The following is a 21411-nucleotide window of genomic DNA, read 5'->3' on the forward strand; positions in this document are numbered from 1 at the left end:
ATGGATTATTTAAACCCAAATTCTGTAATAGGAAATGGTATCTCCTACTGGGTAATATTTCACATTATCCAGAATGCAATAATTCTCCTAGAAATTTAATTAAGGTAAACTCCATAATCAGCTTCTTTTTATTTTTTGGTATGTAAATCGAGTTATAATTATATAGGTTATGATATTTTTGAATTATACGATATATCGTAATTTTATGGATCAAAAATATTTTATTTAAAGAATTCATAGTTATTTCATAAAGGCTATTTCTTAAATTTACGCTGTTACCAATAAATATCACACCAAAACCTTATGGAAAAGCAGGCCGATAAGAATGCAATACTGCTAAACAGATTGCAGGAGAGAGAAAGAGAACAATTTCTTGTATTGTCCATCTGCAAAACACTTGCGGAGGCGCTATCGAAAAGCGAATTTCATACTCTTGTAAATGATGTTTTAAAAGAGTATCTTGCTTTTGAGGATTTCATTTTGGTTTCTTCTAATGACGACGAAAATGATTATCAAATTTTCTATCAATTTTCAGAATATAAAACTGATTCAGATGAAAAGTACCCTTTAAACGACGGTTTTTTTGATCTTTGTATGAATTCTGCCGATACAGTTATTTTTGATTTAAAATCAATAACAGACAATAAACTTCCGGATTATCTCCAATCTAATAACAATAAAAATTTTAAAAACGGAATTGGAATTTGCCTTCCGTATTTAAAAGGAAGTCAAAATGTCCTTTTTCTTTTCTTTAAAAGTGCTGCCGCATTTAGCCGAGAATCCAATCGAATTATACGTGGCATCGGTACACATTTGTCTATTACTGTTAGAAATATAAAAATGGCATTGGATTACGAGAGCAATGTATCACAGCTAAAACTTTTGCAAAAGAATTTAAGCCAAAGAAAACCAGAAGCTGTCGTTTCGAATACGGAAGGTTTTCAGGGAATTGTCGGAAAGAGTGAAGCCATGCAAAAAGTTTATGAATTAATTTCTCAAGTCGCGCCTTCGCAATCTACCGTTTTAATTTTTGGTGAAACAGGAACAGGAAAAGAACTAATTGCTAATGCCATTCATAAATTGTCTGAGTTCTCGAAGGAAAGAATGGTAAAAGTAAATTGTGCCTCAATACCCGAAAATTTAATTGAAAGCGAATTATTCGGTCATGAAAAAGGCGCGTTTACCGGAGCCACAGATGTTAGAATTGGGAAATTTGAACAAGCCGAAAACAGTACCATTTTTCTGGACGAAATAGGAGAACTGCCTTTGGCATTACAAGGAAAACTGCTTCGCGTTTTACAGGAAAAAGAAGTAGAACGAATTGGAGGCAGAAAACCTTTTAAAATTAACGTGCGTGTGATTGCAGCAACAAACCGATCACTGGAAAAGGAAGTTGCCGAGGGCCGTTTTAGAAGTGATTTATATTATCGGTTAAATGTTTTTCCAATTGCACTTCCTGCATTGCGCGAACGTCCCGAAGATATTGAGGTTTTAGGGAATTTTTTCTTAGAAACACATTCGCAGAAAATTGGAAAAAATGTAAAAGGCTTTTCTAAAAAAGTGCTGAATAAAATGAATGCCAATGCATGGCCTGGAAATGTGCGTGAACTCGAAAATATGGTCGAGCGCAGTATTTTGTTTGCCAAAGAAGAGGTAATAAAAGAAATGACTTTTCCGAAGATTTTTACGCTGGAATCTTCAATCGCTCCAGTTGATTTTTCTACCAAAACCCTGCAGGAAGTAGAAAAGGAGCATATTTTAAAAGTAATTAAAAAATGCAACGGAAGAATTTCGGGACCTCAGGGTGCTGCAGTTTTACTAGGCCTGCCTTCGACAACTTTAGCTTCGCGAATGCAGAAATTAGGTATTAAAAAAGAACATTTCCTGAGCTGATTTATTCCTGAATAACTTTTATTTTCCCCGAAGAAAATGCCCAGAATATCAATAAAAGCATATTAATTGCCAACGCAACAGAAGGAAATTGGAATGAAACGCCAAAAGCAATTAAATATGTTGGGAAGCCGTACAGGTAATTATTCCTGATTTTTTTGATGGCAGAATCGGTTATTCCCGGACGGAGTAGTTTTTTGTCTGAACTTGCATTGTACCATAAAAGATTATATGAAATATTGATCAGTACAAAAATTCCGGTATATATGGCCACCGCAATATTCGAAGCTTCACTGTTAAAAAAGCGAGCGAGCAAAGCCGTTGGATAAGAAACAGCCGAAACTAGAAACAAAATCAATCCGTTAGAAAACATAATCCCTGTATTACGACTGTAAATCTGTTTGAATATCTTGTGGTGATTGACCCACATAATAAAAATGCTAAAAAAAGAAAGAGTAAAAGCCAGATAAGTGGTCCACTCGCCTTGTAGGAAATCCAGTAATTGAGTACCATTTTTTACGATATTAGCTTCAGGTGCACGCAGCTCCAGTACTAAAAGGGTAATTGCAATAGCAAAAACAGCATCACTGAATCCTTCGATTCTTACGGTTTCTTTTTCCATAGCTAGAATTTACAAATTGATTTTTTTTATATGTGAAGATTTGCTTCGTCTTTTTACTACTGATCGGAGTCTCCCTTCGATCGAAACGAAAAACTAAGATTAAATTTTTGCGAACTTTGTGTAATATCTTGCGGTCTTTGTGTTTAGATCCGGCTCAAAGTATTATTTATACCCCTGCTTAATACCTAATTTTTTCATTTTAGAATATAAACTTTGCGGCTGCATCTGCAATAACGCAGCTGCGCCTCCAATCCCGGAAATCTTTCCATTACAGGCCTGCAATGCATTCATAATATGTTCTTTTTCCATTTCTTCCATCGATTTCATTTTGCCGATGCTGGCTTGCAGAGGATTAGCATCCGTGCTTGAGGGAAGATCAAATTTTTCGATTTCGTTTGTTTTGGTCAGCAGTACATTTCTTTCTACTAAATGTTCTAGTTCGCGGATATTTCCCGGCCAGTCATAATCTAGTAATTGCTGCAAAGCTAGAGGGCTCATTCCTGTAACATTTTTCCTGGCACTTGCTGCATATTTTTTAAGGAAAAAATCAGCCAGTGCTGCGATATCGCCTTTGCGTTCTTTTAGGGGCGGCAATTCAATTGGAAAAACATTTAAGCGATAATATAAATCCAGACGGAAACGACCTTCTGCCACTTCTTTTTCCAGCGATCTGTTGGTAGCGGCTATAACTCGGACATTGATTTTTTTGGTTGAATTTCCACCCAGACGCTGGATTTCTTTTTCCTGTAAAACACGAAGCAGTTTTACTTGAGAATCGAGAGGTAGTTCGCCAATTTCATCTAGAAAAATCGTGCCATTATCGGCCTGTTCAAACTTTCCGACTCTTAAGGTACTGGCTCCCGTAAAAGCGCCTTTTTCATGTCCGAAAAGTTCAGATTCTACAAGGGACTGTGGTAAAGCAGCGCAGTTTACCACTACAAGTGAATTCGATTTATGATGAGAAAGATCATGTATTGCATGTGCAACACGTTCTTTTCCAGTACCGCTCTCACCTAAAATCAAAACTGAAGTTTCTGTTGGGGCTACAATTTTAATCTTTTCAATTACTTCTTTAATCAAGTCGCTGCTGCCAATAATGCCTTCGATTTCTTCTTCTGTAACAGGGACAGAAACATCTGCATAACTGCATTTTTCCTCATCAAAGCGGTACTTGGCAATGTCAAGCATTACCACAAGATCGCGTTCGCGAAAAGGCTTCACCATAAATCCATACGGATGTGTTTCTTTTACGGCTTCCAAAGTCGACTGATTGGTATTGGCAGAAATGTACAAAAATGGCAGCTGCATTTCGCGCAGTTCCCAAGCCAGATCAATTCCAGTAAGGTCGCCTTTCAGCATTATATCCAATAAAACCCAGTCAGGTCTTTTTTCGGCGATCAATTTTCTCGCCTGAACCACAGAAGAAGCAATCCCGGTTACTTCGTAACCCGCTTTTTTCAGCATAATTTTTAAATCATTTGCTACAATAAATTCGTCTTCAACAATTAGAATTTTCTCCTTCATTATCTAAGTTATATTATTTCAGAATCATCAGCGGTGCCTTCAAATTCTGTATTTTTTGTAAATGTAATTTTGATTGTCAGTCCGCTGTCGTTTTTCATTTCAAACTCTCCATCAATTTGGTCGGTCAATCCCATCATTAAGTTCATTCCCAGCGAATTTCTTTCCGTCTCTTCAAAGTTTTCAGGAAGTCCAACGCCGTTGTCGGCAATTACTAGTTTGTAGTTATTTTCGCCTGTATTTTTAAGTTCAATCGTTACTTTTCCTTTTCTGTCTTTTGGAAAAGCATATTTAATCGCATTATTAATCGCTTCGTTGATTATTAATCCAAGCGGAACTGCTTGTGCCACATCAAGATATACTTTTTCAGTTTCTAAAGCAAAATTGATCTTGGTATCAGTATCAAAACATTCCCTCATATAACTGATCAATTCAAAAATATACCATGACATATCTATATTTGCGAGATTATCAGATTGATATAATTTTTGATGAATAAGCGACATGGCGTGCATTCGGTGCTGACTGTTTTGGATTGCCAGTAAAGCATCTTCGTTATCCAGATAAGCCGATTGTGTATTTAATAAACTAATGACAATCTGAAGGTTGTTTTTTACTCTATGATGAATTTCTTTTAAAAGCCATTCTTTCTCCAAAAGCATTTTTTTGTTCAGTTCGTTTTGTGCTTCAATCTGCTGACGCTTGATTTCGAGTTGTTCGTTTTTCTTTTTTTTCAGGCGGAAGCTTTTGTACAAAACGGCCAGAAAAAGAATCAAAACAACCACACTGCCTATAAAAACATAACGAATTACGGTATCTTTTTGAATTTGAATTTCCTGTACTTTTGCCTGCTGTTTAAGCAGATCGATATTTTTATCTTTTTGTTCGCTTTCAAATTCAACCTGCAAACTGCTGATCTGCTTGCTTTTTTCTCCCTTAAAAACCGAATCAGAAAGGCTTTTGTATAATTGGTAATGCTTAATCGCACTGATGTAATCTCCTCGTGAAGAATCGGCTTTAAACCAAATATTATGACTTTCAGAACGAATATTATTATTTCCCATTGTCGCAGCAATTGAATCTAATTTTTTAATGTTTCGATAAAAAGAAGGATAGTTTTTAACCTGATAGTGATATGCTGCAAAACTTCTTAAAACAGCAAAAGTATTACCGTTTCTATCGGCATTGTCACCATAGTAATCGGCCATTTTTTTGTAATAAATTGCTGCTTTGGCATTTTTTTGAATTCGGTAAATATTAAATAAAAGATAATTCTCGGTCATTATACGCTCAATATTTGAGGTTGGATAATGATCTTGCATTTCTTTGATGAGTTTCAGGGCTTCGTTTTCTTTTTTCTGGCGAATATATAATGAACTCAAATTGTCGGCAATTGTTCGTACATATTCTGTATCCTTATATTGTGTTGCAATTTTAAGAGCTTTTTGCCAGTATTCCTCAGTTTTATCATTCTGGCGGAGGTAATAATACACCAAAGCTACATGATTGTAAATAGAACTTAGCTGTAAGGTTTTATCGTTTAATGCTATAGCAGTTTTTTCTGCTAAAAGTCCATATTTTAAGGCTTCTGGGAAATTGCCTTTTTGTGTATAAATTTCGGCAAGAATATTACAAATTCCCTGTATATCTTTATAATGTATGGATTTATAAAGCGCAAGAGATTCTAATGAAATAGCTTCTGCTTTATCAGGATTTTCGCTGGTGCTGTAGTATTCGCCAAGTTCTTGTAATACCGTAGCTTGTTTTTTTCGGGCTCCTGATTTTTTGAATAATGCAATAGCTTTTTCTTTATATTTTGCTTTTTCGTCGCCTTCAGATTGCATCGCCAGTTCGTTATAACTTTCTCCAAGCTGTTCTGGCATGTTATTTTTTTCAAAATAAGCTATAGCATTCTGGGTGTTTTTGAGTGCATTTCTGGAATTGCCGCTTTCTCTGGCGATTTGTGCAGCTAAAAGTATCGTTTTTCCTTTTCCGAGTTTGTAACCTAAAGAGTTACTAAGGTTTTTTGCTTTTAGATTGATAACAGATGCGCTGTCAAGATCTTCCTTAAATTCGCCTGTTTTGGTAAGATAATAATTGCTTAAAGCCAAAAGCAATTCGACTTTTTTGCTGTCATTGCCGGCCAAAGTAATTTTCTTTCTTAACACAACTGGATCTTCTTTGGACTGCGCAATGGAGTTAGGGTTTGCAGATAAAAATAATAATAGAGTACATAAAAAACGTACATAGTTTTTAAAGGAAAAAATGGTGGTATTATTCATTTTTTAAAGGTAATCTATTATTAGAAATCTGCAAATCCTTATCTAATTTTGTCTAGTTATTGCGGTGGTACCAGTAACAAATAATCATGGCCAGACCTGGTATCAATAAAGTTCCCAGTCCGAAAAACTTTCCGGCAACAGCTCCTAGAAAACAGCCTGTAAGAAATCCTAAAATAGTAACGAGTTGCTTTTTAAAACTTAACAGCGAATCTGCATCGTTTGTACCGTTTTTTATAAGGCTTCCTAAATCCAGCGAAGCTTGTGTTACATTTCCGGTCATCATCGTTGTAGGGCCATGAGTTTCCTTAGCAAATAATTTTCCAAAAGCATTTTGTAATCCCATTGCAAAAACGGTTGTCATGGCTACGATATAAATTGCCCATTCTGAAAATATTTGCAAATAACCAAAAACATAAGAAGCGATACCGCACAAAACCAGTACGATCCCTTCCCAGAATAAGATAGTATAATGGTTTACACTTTTTAAAGCGATTCTTCCGCCAACGATTACGGCAAAGATAAAGACTGGAAAGGTCAGCAATTTGATCCACGCGTGGGCATCAGAACCTTTAATGATTTGATATGCGAAGACAATAAAGTTGCCCGTAACGTGTGCCGAGAAAATCGAATCGGCTGCGACGAAAGTTACAGTGTCGCAATACCCTGCTATCATAGTGAGAAGCAGGGTTACGTACCAGATATTTTTTTGCATTTCCATAATTTATTATTTTAAATGAGCACGAAGCATCCAAGCCATTTTTTCGTGATTTTCTACAAGACCTGTAATAAAATCGCTGGTTCCCGCGTCTTGTAATTCGTTAGCAATTAAATTAATGTTTTCACGCAGATAAACAATAATGCTTTCGTGATCAATAAGCAATTCTTTAATAAAGCCATTGCTGTCATTATTCTCTTGTAACTCTTCTGAAAGATGCGTAAGCGCTAAGAAATCTTTTAGAGTTGCAGGCGTATAATGACCCAAAGATCTGATTCTTTCCGCAACCGTATCTACAATTTGGTCGATCGCATCGTATTGTTGTTCGAAAAAAAGATGTTTATTGTAAAAATCTGGTCCTTCAACATTCCAGTGTGCTCGTTTTGTTTTAGTGTAAAGTATAAATTCGTCTGCAAGGATTTTAATTAATACTTCTACGACATTGTTAATTCTTTCTTGTTTAATTCCGATGTTTGCTTTCATTTTAAATTAGGTTTAATAAATAATAATCAAGTGAATATTTTCCTGCTCCAAGTGCAAGAATTAATAATAAGGATAAAGTGTACATGTACGGAATGTCACGCACTTCTAGTGAATCTTTCTGGTGTACCACAAAATAACCAACAGCCGTTACGCCAATTGTAGGTAAAATTGCAAGGCGTGTTCCTAGGCCGAGCATAATAAAAAAGGGTACAACAGTATCAGAGAAAGTTGCAACCAATCCGTTTAGTTTTTCCGGCAGATGCAGCGGATTCGGAACGTGCTCTTTTTGTCCATTTTCGACTCTGAATTTCTTCATTCCATGAACCCTGAATAATTCTATTGCTAATAAGACTCTGAATATTAAAAACGCGATGTTATTGAATGAAGTTCCTAAATCTGAATTAAGGATTTGTTTTATAATGTCTGTCATTTGTTTTGTATTTAAAATGCAAAGCAGGAACAGCCCAATGCGCCCCAGAATGCGTTATAATTATTAACGGGAACATTGCTCATTCTAGCGATATCGTGGCTGTGTGCATGCACATCACAACTTCCGGAGCAGCTGTGTATCTGAGACGTTAATCCTGGTTTTGAATCGGCTTTTGCATTATTCTCGATTGTACTCTGGAAGCTGCTTTTCGAAGGATATCCGTTATAAATATTTGTTGGCGACCAGTCCGGCAGGATCGGAATATGCGGAGGTGAGAACGAAGAAAAATCGCCATTTGCATACACAATTTTTCCATCGACAATGGTTAAATCGGCTTCTATTTTTTTGATTTCTTCGTCTTCAATTGTAAAATAATCACGGTCCAGAACTGCCAAATCTGCAAACATTCCAGTTCTGATATCGCCTTTTTTAGTTTGCTCCTGAGAAAACCAAGCGCTTCCTCTGGTATACAATTCCAAAGCGGTTTGTCGGTCTAATCTAGTTTCGTTGTACAATTGAAGACCGCCGACTGTTTTTCCAACCGTCATCCAGTACATAGAAACCCACGGATTGTAGCTGCTCACACGAGTAGCATCAGAACCGCTGCCAACTGGAACTTCCATCTCAATCATTTTTTTGATTGGAGGTGTGTTTTCGGCTGCCTTTGCGCCGTAGCGATCTGTAAAATATTCTCCCTGATAAGCCATTCTGCTTTGTACTGCGATTCCGCCGCCAAGCGCTTTTACACGTTCGATGTTTCTTTCGTCAATCGTTTCGGCGTGATCAAAGATCCACGGTAATCCATTGAAAGGCACGTCCTGATTTATTTTTTCGAAGACATTTAAAAATCTGGTTATGCTTTCGTTGTAAGTCGCATGAAGTCTAAAAGGCCAGCGGTTTTCTACCAAAAGGCGGACTACTTTTTCCAGTTCTGCTTCCATATTTTCTGGTAAATCAGGTCTTGGCTGTAAGAAATCTTCGAAGTCGGCAGCAGAAAAAACCAGCATTTCGCCCGCACCGTTATGACGGTACATATCATCGCCCTGATACAATTTTACGGTATCAATCCAATCTGAAAAATCTTCAAATTCGTGTTTTGGTTTTTGTGTGAAAAGATTGTAAGCGATTCTTACCGTTAGTTGTTTCTTTTCATTCAATTCGTTTACCACTTTATAATCATCAGGAAAATTCTGAAATCCGCCACCGGCATCAATTACACTTGTAATTCCGAAACGGTTTAATTCTTTCATAAAATGACGCGTCGAATTAATCTGATGCTCATATGAAAGTGTCGGCCCTTTTGCCAGAGTCGAATACAAAATCATGGCGTTTGGCGTTGCAATAATCAATCCTGTTGGTTCGCCTTTGGCATCTCTTTCTATATAACCTCCTGGAGGTGCTGTTGTATTTTTATTGTAACCAACTGCTTTTAAAGCCGCTCTGTTCATAATCGCCCTGTCATATAAATGCAGGATAAAAACTGGAGTTTCGGGAGCAATCGCATTGATTTCTTCTAAAGTCGGCATTCTGCGTTCAGCAAACTGAAACTCCGACCATCCACCCACAACACGAACCCATTGCGGATTTGGCGTGCGGTCCACCTGCTCTTTCAGCATTCGAAGTGCATCTGCCAAAGAAGGAACACCATCCCAGCGTAATTCCAGATTATAATTTAAGCCGCCACGGATTAAGTGAATATGCGAATCATTGATTCCGGGAACCACTCTTTTATTTTGAAGATCGATTATTTTGGTTGCTGAAGATGCAAATTCCATTATATCGCTGTCGTTTCCTACGGCAATAAATTTCCCGTCTTTAATGGCTACAGCCGTTACGTTTGGGGTTTCTGCATTGAAACTGTGTATTTTTCCGTTGAATAAAATTAAATCTGCTTTCATAACTTCAATTATTTAGAGTTCAGTTTTGCAATTGCTTCTTGAATGCCTTCGCCTGCAACATTATAAAAAGCTGGGCCTGCAAGCAGGATAATTTTAGTTAAAGGTTTATGATCTGATAATTTTTTCTGTTTTAAATACGTCTGCGTTCTATAGGCTTCAAAAGAACCTAAAACCACATTTGCGGCTACTAAAGCTGTTGGAGAATCTATTCCAGCATCTTTAATATCAGAAGCAAAAGAAAAATCACTTACACCTAAACGCAAAGCCTCGCGCATTGCCACACTTCCCACACTGATCATCAAATCAGGCATAAATTTTGTGCGGTCGCCTAAACCAATAAGCAAAAGTTTTTTTGATGCTAAAGTTCCTTTTGGCGGTGTAATTAATAAGGTTTCAAGTGAATGTCCTGTAAATTTGCCGCTTTTGCGTAATTCTGTAATTAAGCCTTTAAAAGCGTCATCTAAATGCACCATTCCGTTTAGATTTGCCGGAAGGGCAGGAGGGTTAAATATGTCACCTTCTGTATATTCAAAAACGCAGGCAACCTGTAAATCTGCTTCTGCAGACGATGGTCCCTGAACCAATCCGTTTACCGAAACTCCGTCTACTTTACCCCAAGTTGTAGTGGAACCGAGTGCGGCGGTTTGTGCAAAAGCTTGATTAATAAACAAGCCTGCTGTTAAAATAAATAGAAACATTATGTTTCTAAGCTTGTATGTTAAGATTGTATTTTTCATTGTTTAAATATTTAGTTGTGGAATATTTTTTAGCACATGTAGACATATATTTTATTTTTGCCAGATAAAAGGATGCAGAAAAAACTAGTTTCTCACATATAGTTATGTGCATTAATGTAAGTGAAACGCCTTTTTGTACAGGACTAAAAAAGCTATGTATCTATGTGTTTAAATAAATTTTTGTGGTTAATAAATTATTAGTTTGCTTAAAATTTAAATCCAAGGCGGGCATTAAAAAAAACTCCGTCTTTAGAATTTGGAATGATGTCGTTGATAAAAGCGCCTGTTTTAAAATATTGAATGCCGCTTACGACTGATATATATTTGTTGACATTATAAGTGAAATTGGCTAAATAAGCCGTCCCGATATAGCGCTCGTCTGACATGCTTCCCGGACGATTGAGCACTCCGCTTGGTCTGTAAACACCATCTTGGAGTGAATATCTCCAATTGAAAACCACATCGACCTGCATCTTTAATGAAGGAAGTAAATCCATCGTGGCATAGGGATGAATATCGATAAGGTTTACTGGACCCACTTGCGGACTAAATCCGAAATAGCCTCCTTTTGGGAAAAGCGGATTAAACGTCTGAAGATTTCCGTCGCCTTGATTATTATCTCCCGATATGTAATCATTTCGAAGATTTATGGTCGGTTTAAATTTGATATTTTCAAACATATATCCAATATCAACAGATCCTGTCCAGGCATTTATATTTCCAGAACCAAATTTTCCAAATTGATAAGCCGCTTCCAGATTGTAAATAAAACCGCCGCCGTATTTCCAGAATCTTGTACCCAAAGTATGTCTTCGTTCTGGAGCAATTCCTTCTTCAAAAACGGCTTCATCTCTACGAATTCCTAGGTAATAAAGGTCAAGGTTTCCTGCTTTCGGAATAATTATCTTAGAATACGCGCCCCAGAGATTCAGCTCTTTTTTCATTTTATTATCAAAAACGCCTGTGAAAATTTCGTCTTCCATCATCGCAAAAGCGTCAATAAAAAGTCGGGCAGAGGAGTACAGTACTTTTCCTCCTGTAAAATACAATCTTGCATTGGGCCCTTCTCGTACCGAAATCAACCTTCCGGAACCGTAATCCAATTCTTGTCTTCCGGCGCGGAAAGTTATTTTTTTATCTTCTTTTTGATAAACATTCACATCTAAAAAAAGATTCTGAACGTTGAGCTGATCTTCGTCAATTCCTCTTGGTCCGTTGATTCTTCCTTCTTGTAATGCACTTCTTAATTGTGCAAACACCCTGAAGGTTTTTCCTAAATGAATATCGGCATGCAGATCGTAGCGCTGTAAAAGAAAATTGTTATGACCAATATTTAACCTTCCCCAATCTTCATTATCAAAATCAACATATTCATATCGGGCTTCACCTCCCAAAGAAAGGTAAAAATCCTGCTCTTCATTTAAAGGAATAAATTTCAACTTCTCGTAAAAATTTCGCGTAGAATCTTTTAACGATTCGTAATTTTCGTCGTAGCGCAAAAGCTTAAAATTTTGAGCCGATACCGAATTTCCTATGAGGAGAAAAACGAGTAATAACTTGACGATTTTGAATTTGGATTTTGCTGATTCCAAGATAATGAAGGTTAGGGGTTTCTTTAGTTTTTGTTTCTTCCGAATTTTCAAGTTTTAAGCTGAAATTTGACATTCATGTTAAAATTTGAAATTTTGAATTAGTGCTTTAACATATTGTGCGCATAGTGAATTCCTAAACCGTAAGAACCACCGTACTTTTTCATCAAATTGGTTACCGGAACATAAGTTCCTTCGCGAGCCCAGTCTCTTTGTAGTTCCAATAAATATTGGATGGATGTAATTGGCATTGCACCTGCTTGAATCATTCTTTGTACCGAGCGTTCATGAGCTTCTGCGCTTACGTCACCGCATGCATCTGTAATTACATAGACTTCATAACCTTCTTCAATTGCAGACAAAGCTGGCCCAACGATGCAAACACCTGTCCATAATCCTGCAAGCACTAATTTCTTTTTATTTTTTCCTGTAATCGCTTTGTAAGCTGCTTCGTCTTCCCACGTATTCATTGAAGTACGGTCAATATATCCCGAAGTTGCAATAGGATAAAATTCTTCAAGCTCTGGGAAAACAGGTCCTGAAAAGCTTTCTTCGGGAACTGTTGTTACAACAGTATCAACATTGAAAATTTTTGATGCACCGGCCACAATTGCAACGTTGGTACGCAGTTCGCTTAACGGAATATTGTGGGTTGCAAATGCCATTTGACCTTCAAAGTCAATTAGTACTAAGGCGTGATTGTCTGGGGATAATAAGTTTGCGGATGGTTTCATATTATTTATTTTTAAAATTATTGGTTTTACTATTAATGGGTGGAAAGTTTCTTGATCATTTCGCTGGAAATTGAATCAGCGTAAATGCCAAAGGCACTAGTTAAAACACCTTTTACATTGTAGATTTCAGAAATGATTCCATATACAATATCTTCGTCTCCGGGATCGGTATCTCCTTCAAAACGGAATAAGTATTCGATTTTAAATTCTTCTGGTGACATGGATTGTTTGTTGTTGTTATAGCGAATACAGTTTTCGTCGAGATTAAAATTTTCTGTAAAACCCTGTATGTTCAGCCATTGTAAAGCTTCTGTAACGGTGTCAAAAGAAGGTTGTTGCAACTTACTCATAATTGGAGATGATTTTTAAACCGCCTGCAATAGCGGACTGGTAGCAGGCAGTTTAGTTAATTAAAAGCCGTCAGATCAGGCTTTAATAAATTCTAAAATATCTTTATTGATAGTTTTTGCTTCTGTGGTTGGCATACCGTGAGGAAATCCCGGATATGAAATTAATTTTCCGTTTTTCAAAAGCGCTGTGGCTCTTGGTGCTTGAGCGTAAGGAACGATCTGGTCGTCTTCTCCGTGTAAAACTAAAACCGGAATATCTAAACTTTTTAAATCTTCAGTAAAATCAGATTCTGAAAATGCTTTAATTCCTTCATAATGAGCAAAAACAGAACCCATCATGCCCTGACGCCACCAATTGTGTTTGATGCCTTCCTGAACAGTTTGTCCTTCGCGGTTCCATCCGTAAAATGGAATTGGGAAATCGTAAAAGTATTGTGCTCTGTTAAAACCTGTTCCTTCTCTTATTTCGTCAAAAACTGATAATGGAACTCCTTCTGGATTTGATTCGTTTTGAATCATAATTGGTGTTACAGCGCTTATAATTACAGCTTTTGCCACGCGTCCTTTTCCGTATTTAGCAGCGTAACGAATTACTTCTCCGCCTCCTGTTGAGTGACCAACGTGAATAGCGTCTTTTAAATCTAAAGCTTCCGTTAAAGCTGCTACATCCGCTGCGTATGTTTCCATATTATTGTTTTCTCCGCTTTGTCCCGAGCGACCGTGCCCACGACGATCATGAGCTATAACTCTGTAACCTTGTTTAAGAAAAAACATCATTTGTGCATCCCAGTCATCGCTTGATAATGGCCATCCGTGGTGAAAAACGATTGGTTGTCCTGTTCCCCAATCTTTGTAGAAAATTTGTGTTCCGTCTTGTGCTGTAATTGTACTCATGGTTTTGATTTTTAGATTATTAAATTGTTTGAATATTTTATTTATTATTATGTGGTATTGCTTTGTTGGTACTGCAAATCTATTACAGACAAGAAAGTTGATCTGTTAACCTAGATTAAGAAGATGTACTCTACCAGTACTTCTTAATCCAGATTAATTCTTAGCTCTTTTATCCAGCGCCTGATTTTGTTTGTTTGATGTGATGCATCTTCAAACAGGTAAGCGCTGCATGACATTAGCCAAATAACATGCCTTTAAATTTATATAGTTGTTTATAAGGGTTTTGTAGATCTGCGGGATAATTATTTGTTACGATATATCGTAAATTTATTAATGCCGTGATGAGAATTAGGGAAGTTTAGAAAAAAAAATCTACTAGATACAGATTCAAATGTCAATTCTGAACTACTTTTATTTATTAAAACAAAATTTTTAAAATATAAAAACAGCTATTTGTTAAAAAGCATTATTTTAGTCAAATAACTATTGAATAGTTTAGTAACTTTCACTAACTAACTTATGAGTTTTAATACACCTATTGTAAAAAAAATATTTTCAATTGTCTTATTGGCGGTATGTATGTCTTGTAATTCTCAACAGGAAAAGGAAGTCAGGTTTGATACACAAACCATGAATTTGAAAGGAAATATTAAGCATATTACTGAAAAAACGGGGGATCATACTTGGGAATTTGAGTTTGAGGATAACAAACTTCTGCTTGTAAAGTCTTATTTCCTAGGGGCAAGTTATGATATGCAATATCGACTTGAATATTTGAAGGGGAAAATCTTGCAGATACATAGTAAATCATCAGTAGTAAGCCCCGAGATATTCAGTACGAATTTTGCAATGCGTCTGCCGCTATATGGATTCCATAACGTACAAAAACTAGTCAGAAATCAACAAGGAGATGTAGTGCGTGTATTTTATAAAAATCAAACGCCAAATGAATATACGCTAAAGTATACTTACGATAAGTTTAATAACTGGACTACTCGGGAACTTTATATGCAGCCAGGTGATTATCTTAAAGAACGCACCGAAAGAACCATTCTTTATGACAGGAAAGTGGAGCATAATGAGATACGCTCCTGGAACAGCAGACTAGATTCTGTATTTACCGCAGCTCAGAGAAGAAATGAATTCATTGCAATTTCAATAAACAATAGTATTGAAAAGGATTATTCTAAACTAAACCAAATCAATAGCTATCTGAATAAAAATTTTGAAGCTGTTCAAGCGGCTGAGGCTTATGTTAATAAGCTTATTGTTCAGTTCGATTCCACATATGGAAAAGAAAATCTCTCCAAAGAATTACAGCTTCTCAAAGATAAGATGGTAATTCTGCAGTCCATTGCAATGAAAGAAAATTTCTTATGGTCAGAGGCAAGAGTTTATATTCCAATGCTGATAAGTGGTGAAGTGAGCGTAAAAGATGTGCAGGAACCTTATCAGTCCAGGACTTTAATTACTGCTTCGCTAGAACGCATTAGTACTATACGTTTATGGGAGGAGCAATACAGAAATAAATAGTATTTGACTATAAGTTTAAGGTGCAAATTAATACTTAAGATTTTTTTGTTTAAAGAGAACGAAAGAATAAACCAAAGATTATTTTTTGAAAGGAGCAGAATAGAAACCGATAGGCATTAGTACTAAAACGGATTTGTTACTTTACTAAAAGTAAATTGCTTTATACTTGTAATGTTTTACAAATCTGAAATTCATCGACTTTATTTTTTTACTAAGCAGTTAATTTGCATCAGTGAGGGTTTTAAGAAGCAGTTAGATAGGATATTATCACTAAATTAAAGAAGGAATAAAAAAAACCGTTAATGATAACGGTTTTTTATAAGTGTTAAATCTGAGTACATTAAAATTTTCGCTGAGAAGGTTTATAATTGTGGAGTGTGCTACTACCTGTCTCATTTCTGGTAAGTTCATCTTCTTTAAGTTCCTCGTTGCCAATTTCGCCTATTTCGAATTCCTTGTTAACGGGATTATCCTGATCTGATTCTATGGTTTTAAAGGATGAACTTTCAGCTTCATCACTCTTCTGGGTGTCAATTTCAGTTTCAAAACCTTCAGATGGATCATTTTCTCTAAGATCCTCTTCAATGTCTTGTTCGGTTATATCTTTTGATTCACTGTCCGATTCATTGTCGAGATTTTCTGAATCGTAAGGATTGCTGTTTAGATCTGTACTTTTCGGGTCTGAATTGGAAATTTTACGCTCCTCCTGATCGTAAGATTCATTGTTTTCTTCTTTCATAATATACTACTTTAAAGTTTATATTTGTTTTCTCTGCCTATGCTACTTGTTACTGCTTATCTCCTGCAAGGGCTATTTTCTTTTACCCCGTCCCGAAGCAGCGCTCTGGGTATAGGATTTCTCAGCATTAATGCGCGAATCATCTCCTTTTGCTGTTTTTGATTTAGCACCCATGATGACTATTTTTAAGTGTAATAAAATTAAAAAATAGCTGTGCTGTTTCATTACAGAATAACGGGCGGAATTTTACAGGATTATGACTAATTAGAACGGCGGCAGGTTTGCGGATCTGTGCCGAGTGTTACTCTGACTTGACTAAAAGCTGTTTGTAAGATAGATTATCGTTTCCTGTTTTGTCATTTTCCTTTTTGAAAATCTTTTTGGTCTTCTGCTAAATGATTGTCACATTTCTTTTTTGGCAGGTAAGAATACAGTTTAATTCAATTATTCTCAGCGTCCCTGAATGGACGAGACTTACATTAAGATGAAAGGAAAACGGTGTTATCTTAGAGGGAAGTTGATAGATCTGTCAATACAGTTGATTTCTTATTAACCAAGAGAAGGCAGAGAATGAGCGTCATTTCTAATTAAAGCAATTAGTAATAATTGCCGTCCAGTAGTAATAAACATTGATAAAAGAGGTTCTAATACACCTTCGATAAAAGGATATAACAAATGTTCATTCTCAAAGATTAAATCCGGTAAATGTAAATCTCAACAATATTGTCGAACAGGACCATCATTTTATAAATGGCGAATACAAATAGACTAGGTTTTAAAAGTTTTGAACTGGCTAGGCGAGCATTGAGTGGAATTGAAGTTGTGCATATGATTATAAAGAATCAGATGGTCAAACGAGGAATATCTATAATTTAGATCATTCTGTAAATTGGCGGACTAACTTTTAAATCACCTCTTGTAAACTCCTTTTTATTTTTAAATGCAGGTAGTCGCAACTTTGGAGAACAGAGCTTAAAATATTGTAATATTATCGTAAGAAGCTGTAAGCTTCAGCTGGAAATACTGCCTTAAATTTGTACTTATACTGGTAATGACATTATATAATCAGTCAGAAAAAACAGGGGACCGGCGGTGTTCGTCTGGAGGTTCTGTCCCAAATGATTTAGTTAATTACCAATATGTTTTCAGGCAGCCGCCGGCCGCCAAAGGACTCCCTTTTTTAAGGGAGTTTTTTTTTATCTGGAATTCAGTTGTTTATTCTGTGTTGGGAAGTGATTTTTTCAAACCATTTAACTCCAAATAGAGATAATCGAAGCAAGAGAGATTCGAACAAAATCTCCCCAACCTGCATTTATCATGTTTAAACTGTTGATATGATTTTTATTATTGAGGAAATTTGGAAGTTATTCTGCCCTTATCGTCCAAAAACAGAATTTGTGCATTTCCAAGAGAGTCAACTTTCATTTGCAGCCTAACATTTCCTTTGGTATCTGATAAGTTTAGTACAGCATCTTTGTTTATATCCTTTCCTATAAAAACTCTATTTGCAAATGCTGGTTCAGAATTTTTAGGAAACCTAATCTCTTCTAGTCTCTTTTTTCTTTCAATATCATTTGGAATTTTTTCTGCTTCTTTATATTCTTTTCTCCATTCTGCAAAATTTGGATCTTTGTGCCAGTCGTCTACATAAAGTCCTGTTTTTTTTGAACCATTATCATCTAAATATTGCAGGTAAAGCACTTGGTTTTGGTCATATTGGTCAAAAGAAAAATGTCCAGATGCAAAATATTCTCCAGTTTTAATATCTTTTTTTCCTGTAAAAACAAGCCCGCCACATTCAGTTAATTCATCATTAAAGAATATCAGCCCTGGTCTTCCTCCTTCTTTTAAACCGTAAGTTTTTCCATGCATTAGGTTAGCAGGTGAATTTTGAGAGTTCGCTAATACCAGTCTTGTTTGTCCATTTGGTTCTACAATTGTTAATTTTTTTGCTGTGATTTCATTAAATGTTTCATTTTTATTGGAAACAAACGAAAACACAAAAAAGCAAATGATTAAAAGTGATATTACATACAAATTAATAGTAAGGAATTTAACTTTCCTCTTCAAAATTAAAATTTCTTGATTTTCCATATTAAGGTTAATTTTCTGGTTGGTTTAAGATTATGCTAAGTTTTTTCTGCTATAAGAATTTTGGGCTAAAGTAGTGTTTGTTTTTGCATAACAATATATAATAATTCAATAAAAATTGTCAAAAGCGATATATCTTGTCGAATATTTTTTACTCTTAGTGAATATATATAACCACTTTAATGTTTGATCATGAGAACTATATCTGTAGAACAATGAACTTTACATGAGTATAATCGTTATAACTATTTTTTTGGATCATTTGTTCGTAATTTACCATTATAGTAAGAAGATTAATTTGAATTATAATTTTCCTCAACAGCAATTTGGATTTGTTTAACCGCTCTCTTGCTAAGGAAATCTTCAATACTGAACAAATACACCATATGGCTAGAAGGGGGATTAAAATAACTAAAGCTAATATATGGGACTTGACACGAAATCTTATTTACTGTGGTAAAATATTTGTTACGAAATATAAAGATCAAGAAAGCAGGTTTGTTAAGAAACTGCATGAACCTCTTATTTTTGAGGAACTGTTTTATAATGTCACGAATTTTTTAGTAACTAAAGATAAACACAGTATAGAAAAGCTTCTAAATGTAGGGATTGATAATTTAATTAAAATGAACCAAGCATATGTAGATATGGATTTTGTCAGAGGCTCAGTCTAATTGGTTTAGTTTATCCCGAAAATTTTACAATTCAAGAAAGTAAAATACAAACCGCTAGAGTTAGCTCAATTGTAGAGTCTATCTATTTGACTAATAAGGATTTGAAAAACAAAAAAAAGGGACAAAAGATGATATTTTTCTTTTGTCCCCAGTAGTGACCTCAACGGGACAAATTACAACATCATTTTTGGATGATTTGAAGAAATTGGCTTACTACATGTAATGTTTGTCTTTCATTGGCTTTAGAGTTTTGGTTTAGATGTACTGTTGGGGATTGAAGCAAAAATATATTTAGTTTTATGTATTATTTTACCAAAAATAAAAAGAGACAGCCTTAATCTTTTGCAAAAAAAAGATATCAATTCCTTATATTTAAAGTTTTGAGCTGGCAATAAAATGGTAATCAAAATCTCTAATACAATTGACTATTACTATTTTGTCGCATAGTAATTATATAAAAAGCCCTGAAATTTCAGGGCTTAATTGTAATTTATTTTCAGCAAACTACATTTTTGGAAGCAGTACTGCGTCCACTACATGTATGACACCATTAGATTGATTTACATCTGAAATTGTAACTTTAGCTTTATTGCCACTTTCGTCACTAATGTACAAATCTTTTCCATCCATCCAGGCAGTTAGAGTTCCGCCGCTAACTGTTTTTAAAGAAGCTTTTCCTTTACCAGCTTTTATTGCTTTTGCAATATCAGAACTATTCATTTTACCGGCCACTACATGATATGTCAATATAGTTTGTAATGATTTAATATTCTCAGGTTTCAATAATGTTTCAACAGTTCCAGCCGGCAATTTACTAAATGCTTCATTTGTTGGTGCAAAAACAGTAAATGGGCCTTTACCTTGTAAAGTTTCAACTAATCCTGCTGCTTTTACTGCTGCTACCAAGGTGGTATGATCCTTTGAGTTTACCGCATTTTCTATAATATTTTTATTAGGATACATAGCTGCTCCACCAACCATTACTGTTTTTTGTGCAAATGATGTCAATCCAAATCCTAATGCCAGGATTGCTGCTGCTAAAAATTTTCTAGTTTTCATAATTACTTTTTTTAAGTTATAAAGTCATTTACGCTTTAATATTCTTTTTGGTTTTAAAAGAGGTAAAAAAATAAATTAAAATGAATACAAGAGGCGAATTGATATATTAATAATGAAAGCTCCAATATTCCCTATTGTTATTTTAGCATTATTCAGCCCACTCATTAATCCAGCTGCTAACAGTCTGGCACCACTTCTGGTCGTCATTCAAACAGGGAATAGCCAGGAAATTTTCCCCTCCATTTTTCTCAAAATCTTCTTTGGCGCGCATGGCGATTTCTTCGAGCGTTTCTAAACAATCCGAAACGAAAGCAGGTGTTACAACAGCCAGATTTTTAATTCCTTTTGCCGGCATTTTGTCAATTTCAATATCAGTATAAGGCTCTAACCATTTATCTCCCGCCAAACGCGATTGAAATGTCAGACTGTATTTATCTTCGGGAAGCCCTAATAATTTTACAACTTGCCTTGTTGTTTCGTAACATTGGTGACGATAACAGAAATCGTGTGCCGGAGATGGCGCACTGCAACAAGAACCGTCAATTTTACAATGTGATTTTGTAACGTCGGTTTTGCGAATGTGACGCTCTGGAATTCCGTGATAAGAAAACAACAAATGATCATATTCAAAACCAACTAAATGTTTTTGAATTGAATCTGCCAAATTCTTGATGTAATCCGGTTTGTTATAAAATGCCGGAACATCAGTAAATGTAATGTGCGGGAATTTCTTCTTGCGGATTTCTTCGGCCTTTACCAAAATAGTCAAAGTCGAAGCCATTGCATATTGCGGATACAGCGGAAAAAGCAGTACTTCAGTAACGCCTTTATCATGCAATTGCTGGAGTCCTTTCTCGATTGTCATGCTTCCGTAACGCATTGCAAGTTCAACCGGTACATTTACTAAAGTCTGTACTTTTTTCTGCATTCTTTCTGAAAGAACAACTAATGGAGAACCTTCTTCCCACCAGATTTTCGCATAAGCGTGCGCAGATTCTTCTGGCCTTTTTCTTAAAATAATGCCGCGAACCAATAATGCTCTCAATAAATACGGAACGTCGATCACGTATTTATCCATTAGAAATTCATCTAAATACGGTTTTACATCTTTTGGTGCGGGACTTTCGGGAGATCCCAAATTTACTAATAATACGCCTTTCATTATCGTTT

Annotated in this window: 19 protein-coding genes; 3 read left to right on the forward strand and 16 right to left on the reverse strand. The window is 35.7% G+C overall.

Translation table 11 applies throughout. From position 1 onward, the window contains the following. The first annotated feature begins 303 nt into the window (after positions 1-303). Complete coding sequence (locus QMG60_RS15040; RefSeq protein ID WP_281865476.1) at positions 304-1893, forward strand: sigma-54 dependent transcriptional regulator; 1590 nt, start codon at positions 304-306, stop codon at positions 1891-1893. Position 1894: 1 nt separating this feature from the next. Here the strand turns inward: QMG60_RS15040 and QMG60_RS15045 are convergent, their stop codons facing one another. From QMG60_RS15045 to QMG60_RS15100, 12 genes are all read right to left on the reverse strand, one after another. Continuing rightward, complete coding sequence (locus tag QMG60_RS15045; protein ID WP_134141382.1) at positions 1895-2512, reverse strand: TMEM175 family protein; 618 nt, start codon at positions 2510-2512, stop codon at positions 1895-1897. 162 nt (positions 2513-2674) lie between these two features. Further along, complete coding sequence (locus QMG60_RS15050) at positions 2675-4036, reverse strand: sigma-54 dependent transcriptional regulator (RefSeq protein WP_281865477.1); 1362 nt, start codon at positions 4034-4036, stop codon at positions 2675-2677. Positions 4037-4044: 8 nt separating this feature from the next. Further along, positions 4045-6315, reverse strand: a complete 2271-nt coding sequence (locus tag QMG60_RS15055; RefSeq protein WP_281865478.1) for a histidine kinase dimerization/phosphoacceptor domain -containing protein — start codon at positions 6313-6315, stop codon at positions 4045-4047. Positions 6316-6367: 52 nt separating this feature from the next. Beyond that, positions 6368-7033 carry a YoaK family protein gene (locus QMG60_RS15060; protein WP_281865479.1) on the reverse strand — a complete coding sequence of 222 codons (666 nt, stop codon included), beginning with the start codon at positions 7031-7033 and terminating at the stop codon, positions 6368-6370. 6 nt (positions 7034-7039) lie between these two features. Then, positions 7040-7513 carry a DNA starvation/stationary phase protection protein gene (locus QMG60_RS15065; RefSeq protein WP_281865480.1) on the reverse strand — a complete coding sequence of 158 codons (474 nt, stop codon included), beginning with the start codon at positions 7511-7513 and terminating at the stop codon, positions 7040-7042. A gap of 1 nt (position 7514) precedes the next feature. Further along, positions 7515-7943, reverse strand: coding sequence for a DoxX family protein (locus QMG60_RS15070; protein ID WP_057118088.1), 429 nt, complete (start codon positions 7941-7943; stop codon positions 7515-7517). Positions 7944-7954: 11 nt separating this feature from the next. Then, the gene (locus QMG60_RS15075) at positions 7955-9841 is read right to left on the reverse strand and encodes an amidohydrolase (RefSeq protein WP_281865481.1); all 1887 of its coding nucleotides are present in this window, start codon (positions 9839-9841) and stop codon (positions 7955-7957) included. Positions 9842-9849: 8 nt separating this feature from the next. After that, positions 9850-10578: a M17 family peptidase N-terminal domain-containing protein gene (locus tag QMG60_RS15080; RefSeq protein ID WP_281865482.1), complete on the reverse strand. Its 729-nt coding sequence runs from the start codon at positions 10576-10578 to the stop codon at positions 9850-9852. A gap of 206 nt (positions 10579-10784) precedes the next feature. After that, positions 10785-12170 (reverse strand): alginate export family protein, encoded by a 1386-nt coding sequence (locus QMG60_RS15085; RefSeq protein WP_281865483.1) that lies wholly within the window; start codon positions 12168-12170, stop codon positions 10785-10787. A gap of 98 nt (positions 12171-12268) precedes the next feature. Then, positions 12269-12901, reverse strand: coding sequence for a hydrolase (locus tag QMG60_RS15090; protein WP_281865484.1), 633 nt, complete (start codon positions 12899-12901; stop codon positions 12269-12271). Positions 12902-12933: 32 nt separating this feature from the next. Beyond that, complete coding sequence (locus QMG60_RS15095) at positions 12934-13251, reverse strand: phosphoribosylpyrophosphate synthetase (protein WP_281865485.1); 318 nt, start codon at positions 13249-13251, stop codon at positions 12934-12936. Positions 13252-13326: 75 nt separating this feature from the next. Further along, positions 13327-14145 (reverse strand): alpha/beta hydrolase, encoded by an 819-nt coding sequence (locus QMG60_RS15100; protein WP_281865486.1) that lies wholly within the window; start codon positions 14143-14145, stop codon positions 13327-13329. A gap of 519 nt (positions 14146-14664) precedes the next feature. On the opposite strand from QMG60_RS15100, the gene QMG60_RS15105 reads away from it, so the two are divergent. After that, positions 14665-15678 carry a hypothetical protein gene (locus QMG60_RS15105; protein ID WP_281865487.1) on the forward strand — a complete coding sequence of 338 codons (1014 nt, stop codon included), beginning with the start codon at positions 14665-14667 and terminating at the stop codon, positions 15676-15678. A 340-nt stretch (positions 15679-16018) separates the two neighbouring features. On the opposite strand, the gene QMG60_RS15110 is transcribed toward QMG60_RS15105, so the two are convergent. Then, the gene (locus QMG60_RS15110) at positions 16019-16417 is read right to left on the reverse strand and encodes a hypothetical protein (protein ID WP_281865488.1); all 399 of its coding nucleotides are present in this window, start codon (positions 16415-16417) and stop codon (positions 16019-16021) included. A gap of 1344 nt (positions 16418-17761) precedes the next feature. After that, positions 17762-18511 carry a hypothetical protein gene (locus QMG60_RS15115; protein WP_281865489.1) on the reverse strand — a complete coding sequence of 250 codons (750 nt, stop codon included), beginning with the start codon at positions 18509-18511 and terminating at the stop codon, positions 17762-17764. Positions 18512-18894: 383 nt separating this feature from the next. Here QMG60_RS15115 and QMG60_RS15120 point away from each other — a divergent pair, with 383 nt between their 5' ends. After that, positions 18895-19182 carry a recombinase family protein gene (locus QMG60_RS15120; RefSeq protein WP_281867938.1) on the forward strand — a complete coding sequence of 96 codons (288 nt, stop codon included), beginning with the start codon at positions 18895-18897 and terminating at the stop codon, positions 19180-19182. Between the two features lie 504 nt (positions 19183-19686). On the opposite strand, the gene QMG60_RS15125 is transcribed toward QMG60_RS15120, so the two are convergent. Both QMG60_RS15125 and hemH read right to left on the reverse strand, forming a co-directional pair. Further along, positions 19687-20241: a fasciclin domain-containing protein gene (locus tag QMG60_RS15125; protein WP_109193286.1), complete on the reverse strand. Its 555-nt coding sequence runs from the start codon at positions 20239-20241 to the stop codon at positions 19687-19689. 148 nt (positions 20242-20389) lie between these two features. After that, complete coding sequence (hemH, locus tag QMG60_RS15130; RefSeq protein WP_281865490.1) at positions 20390-21403, reverse strand: ferrochelatase; 1014 nt, start codon at positions 21401-21403, stop codon at positions 20390-20392. Positions 21404-21411 lie beyond the last annotated feature (8 nt).

This window comes from Flavobacterium sp. GSB-24 (assembly GCF_027924665.1).
Lineage (GTDB): Bacteria > Bacteroidota > Bacteroidia > Flavobacteriales > Flavobacteriaceae > Flavobacterium.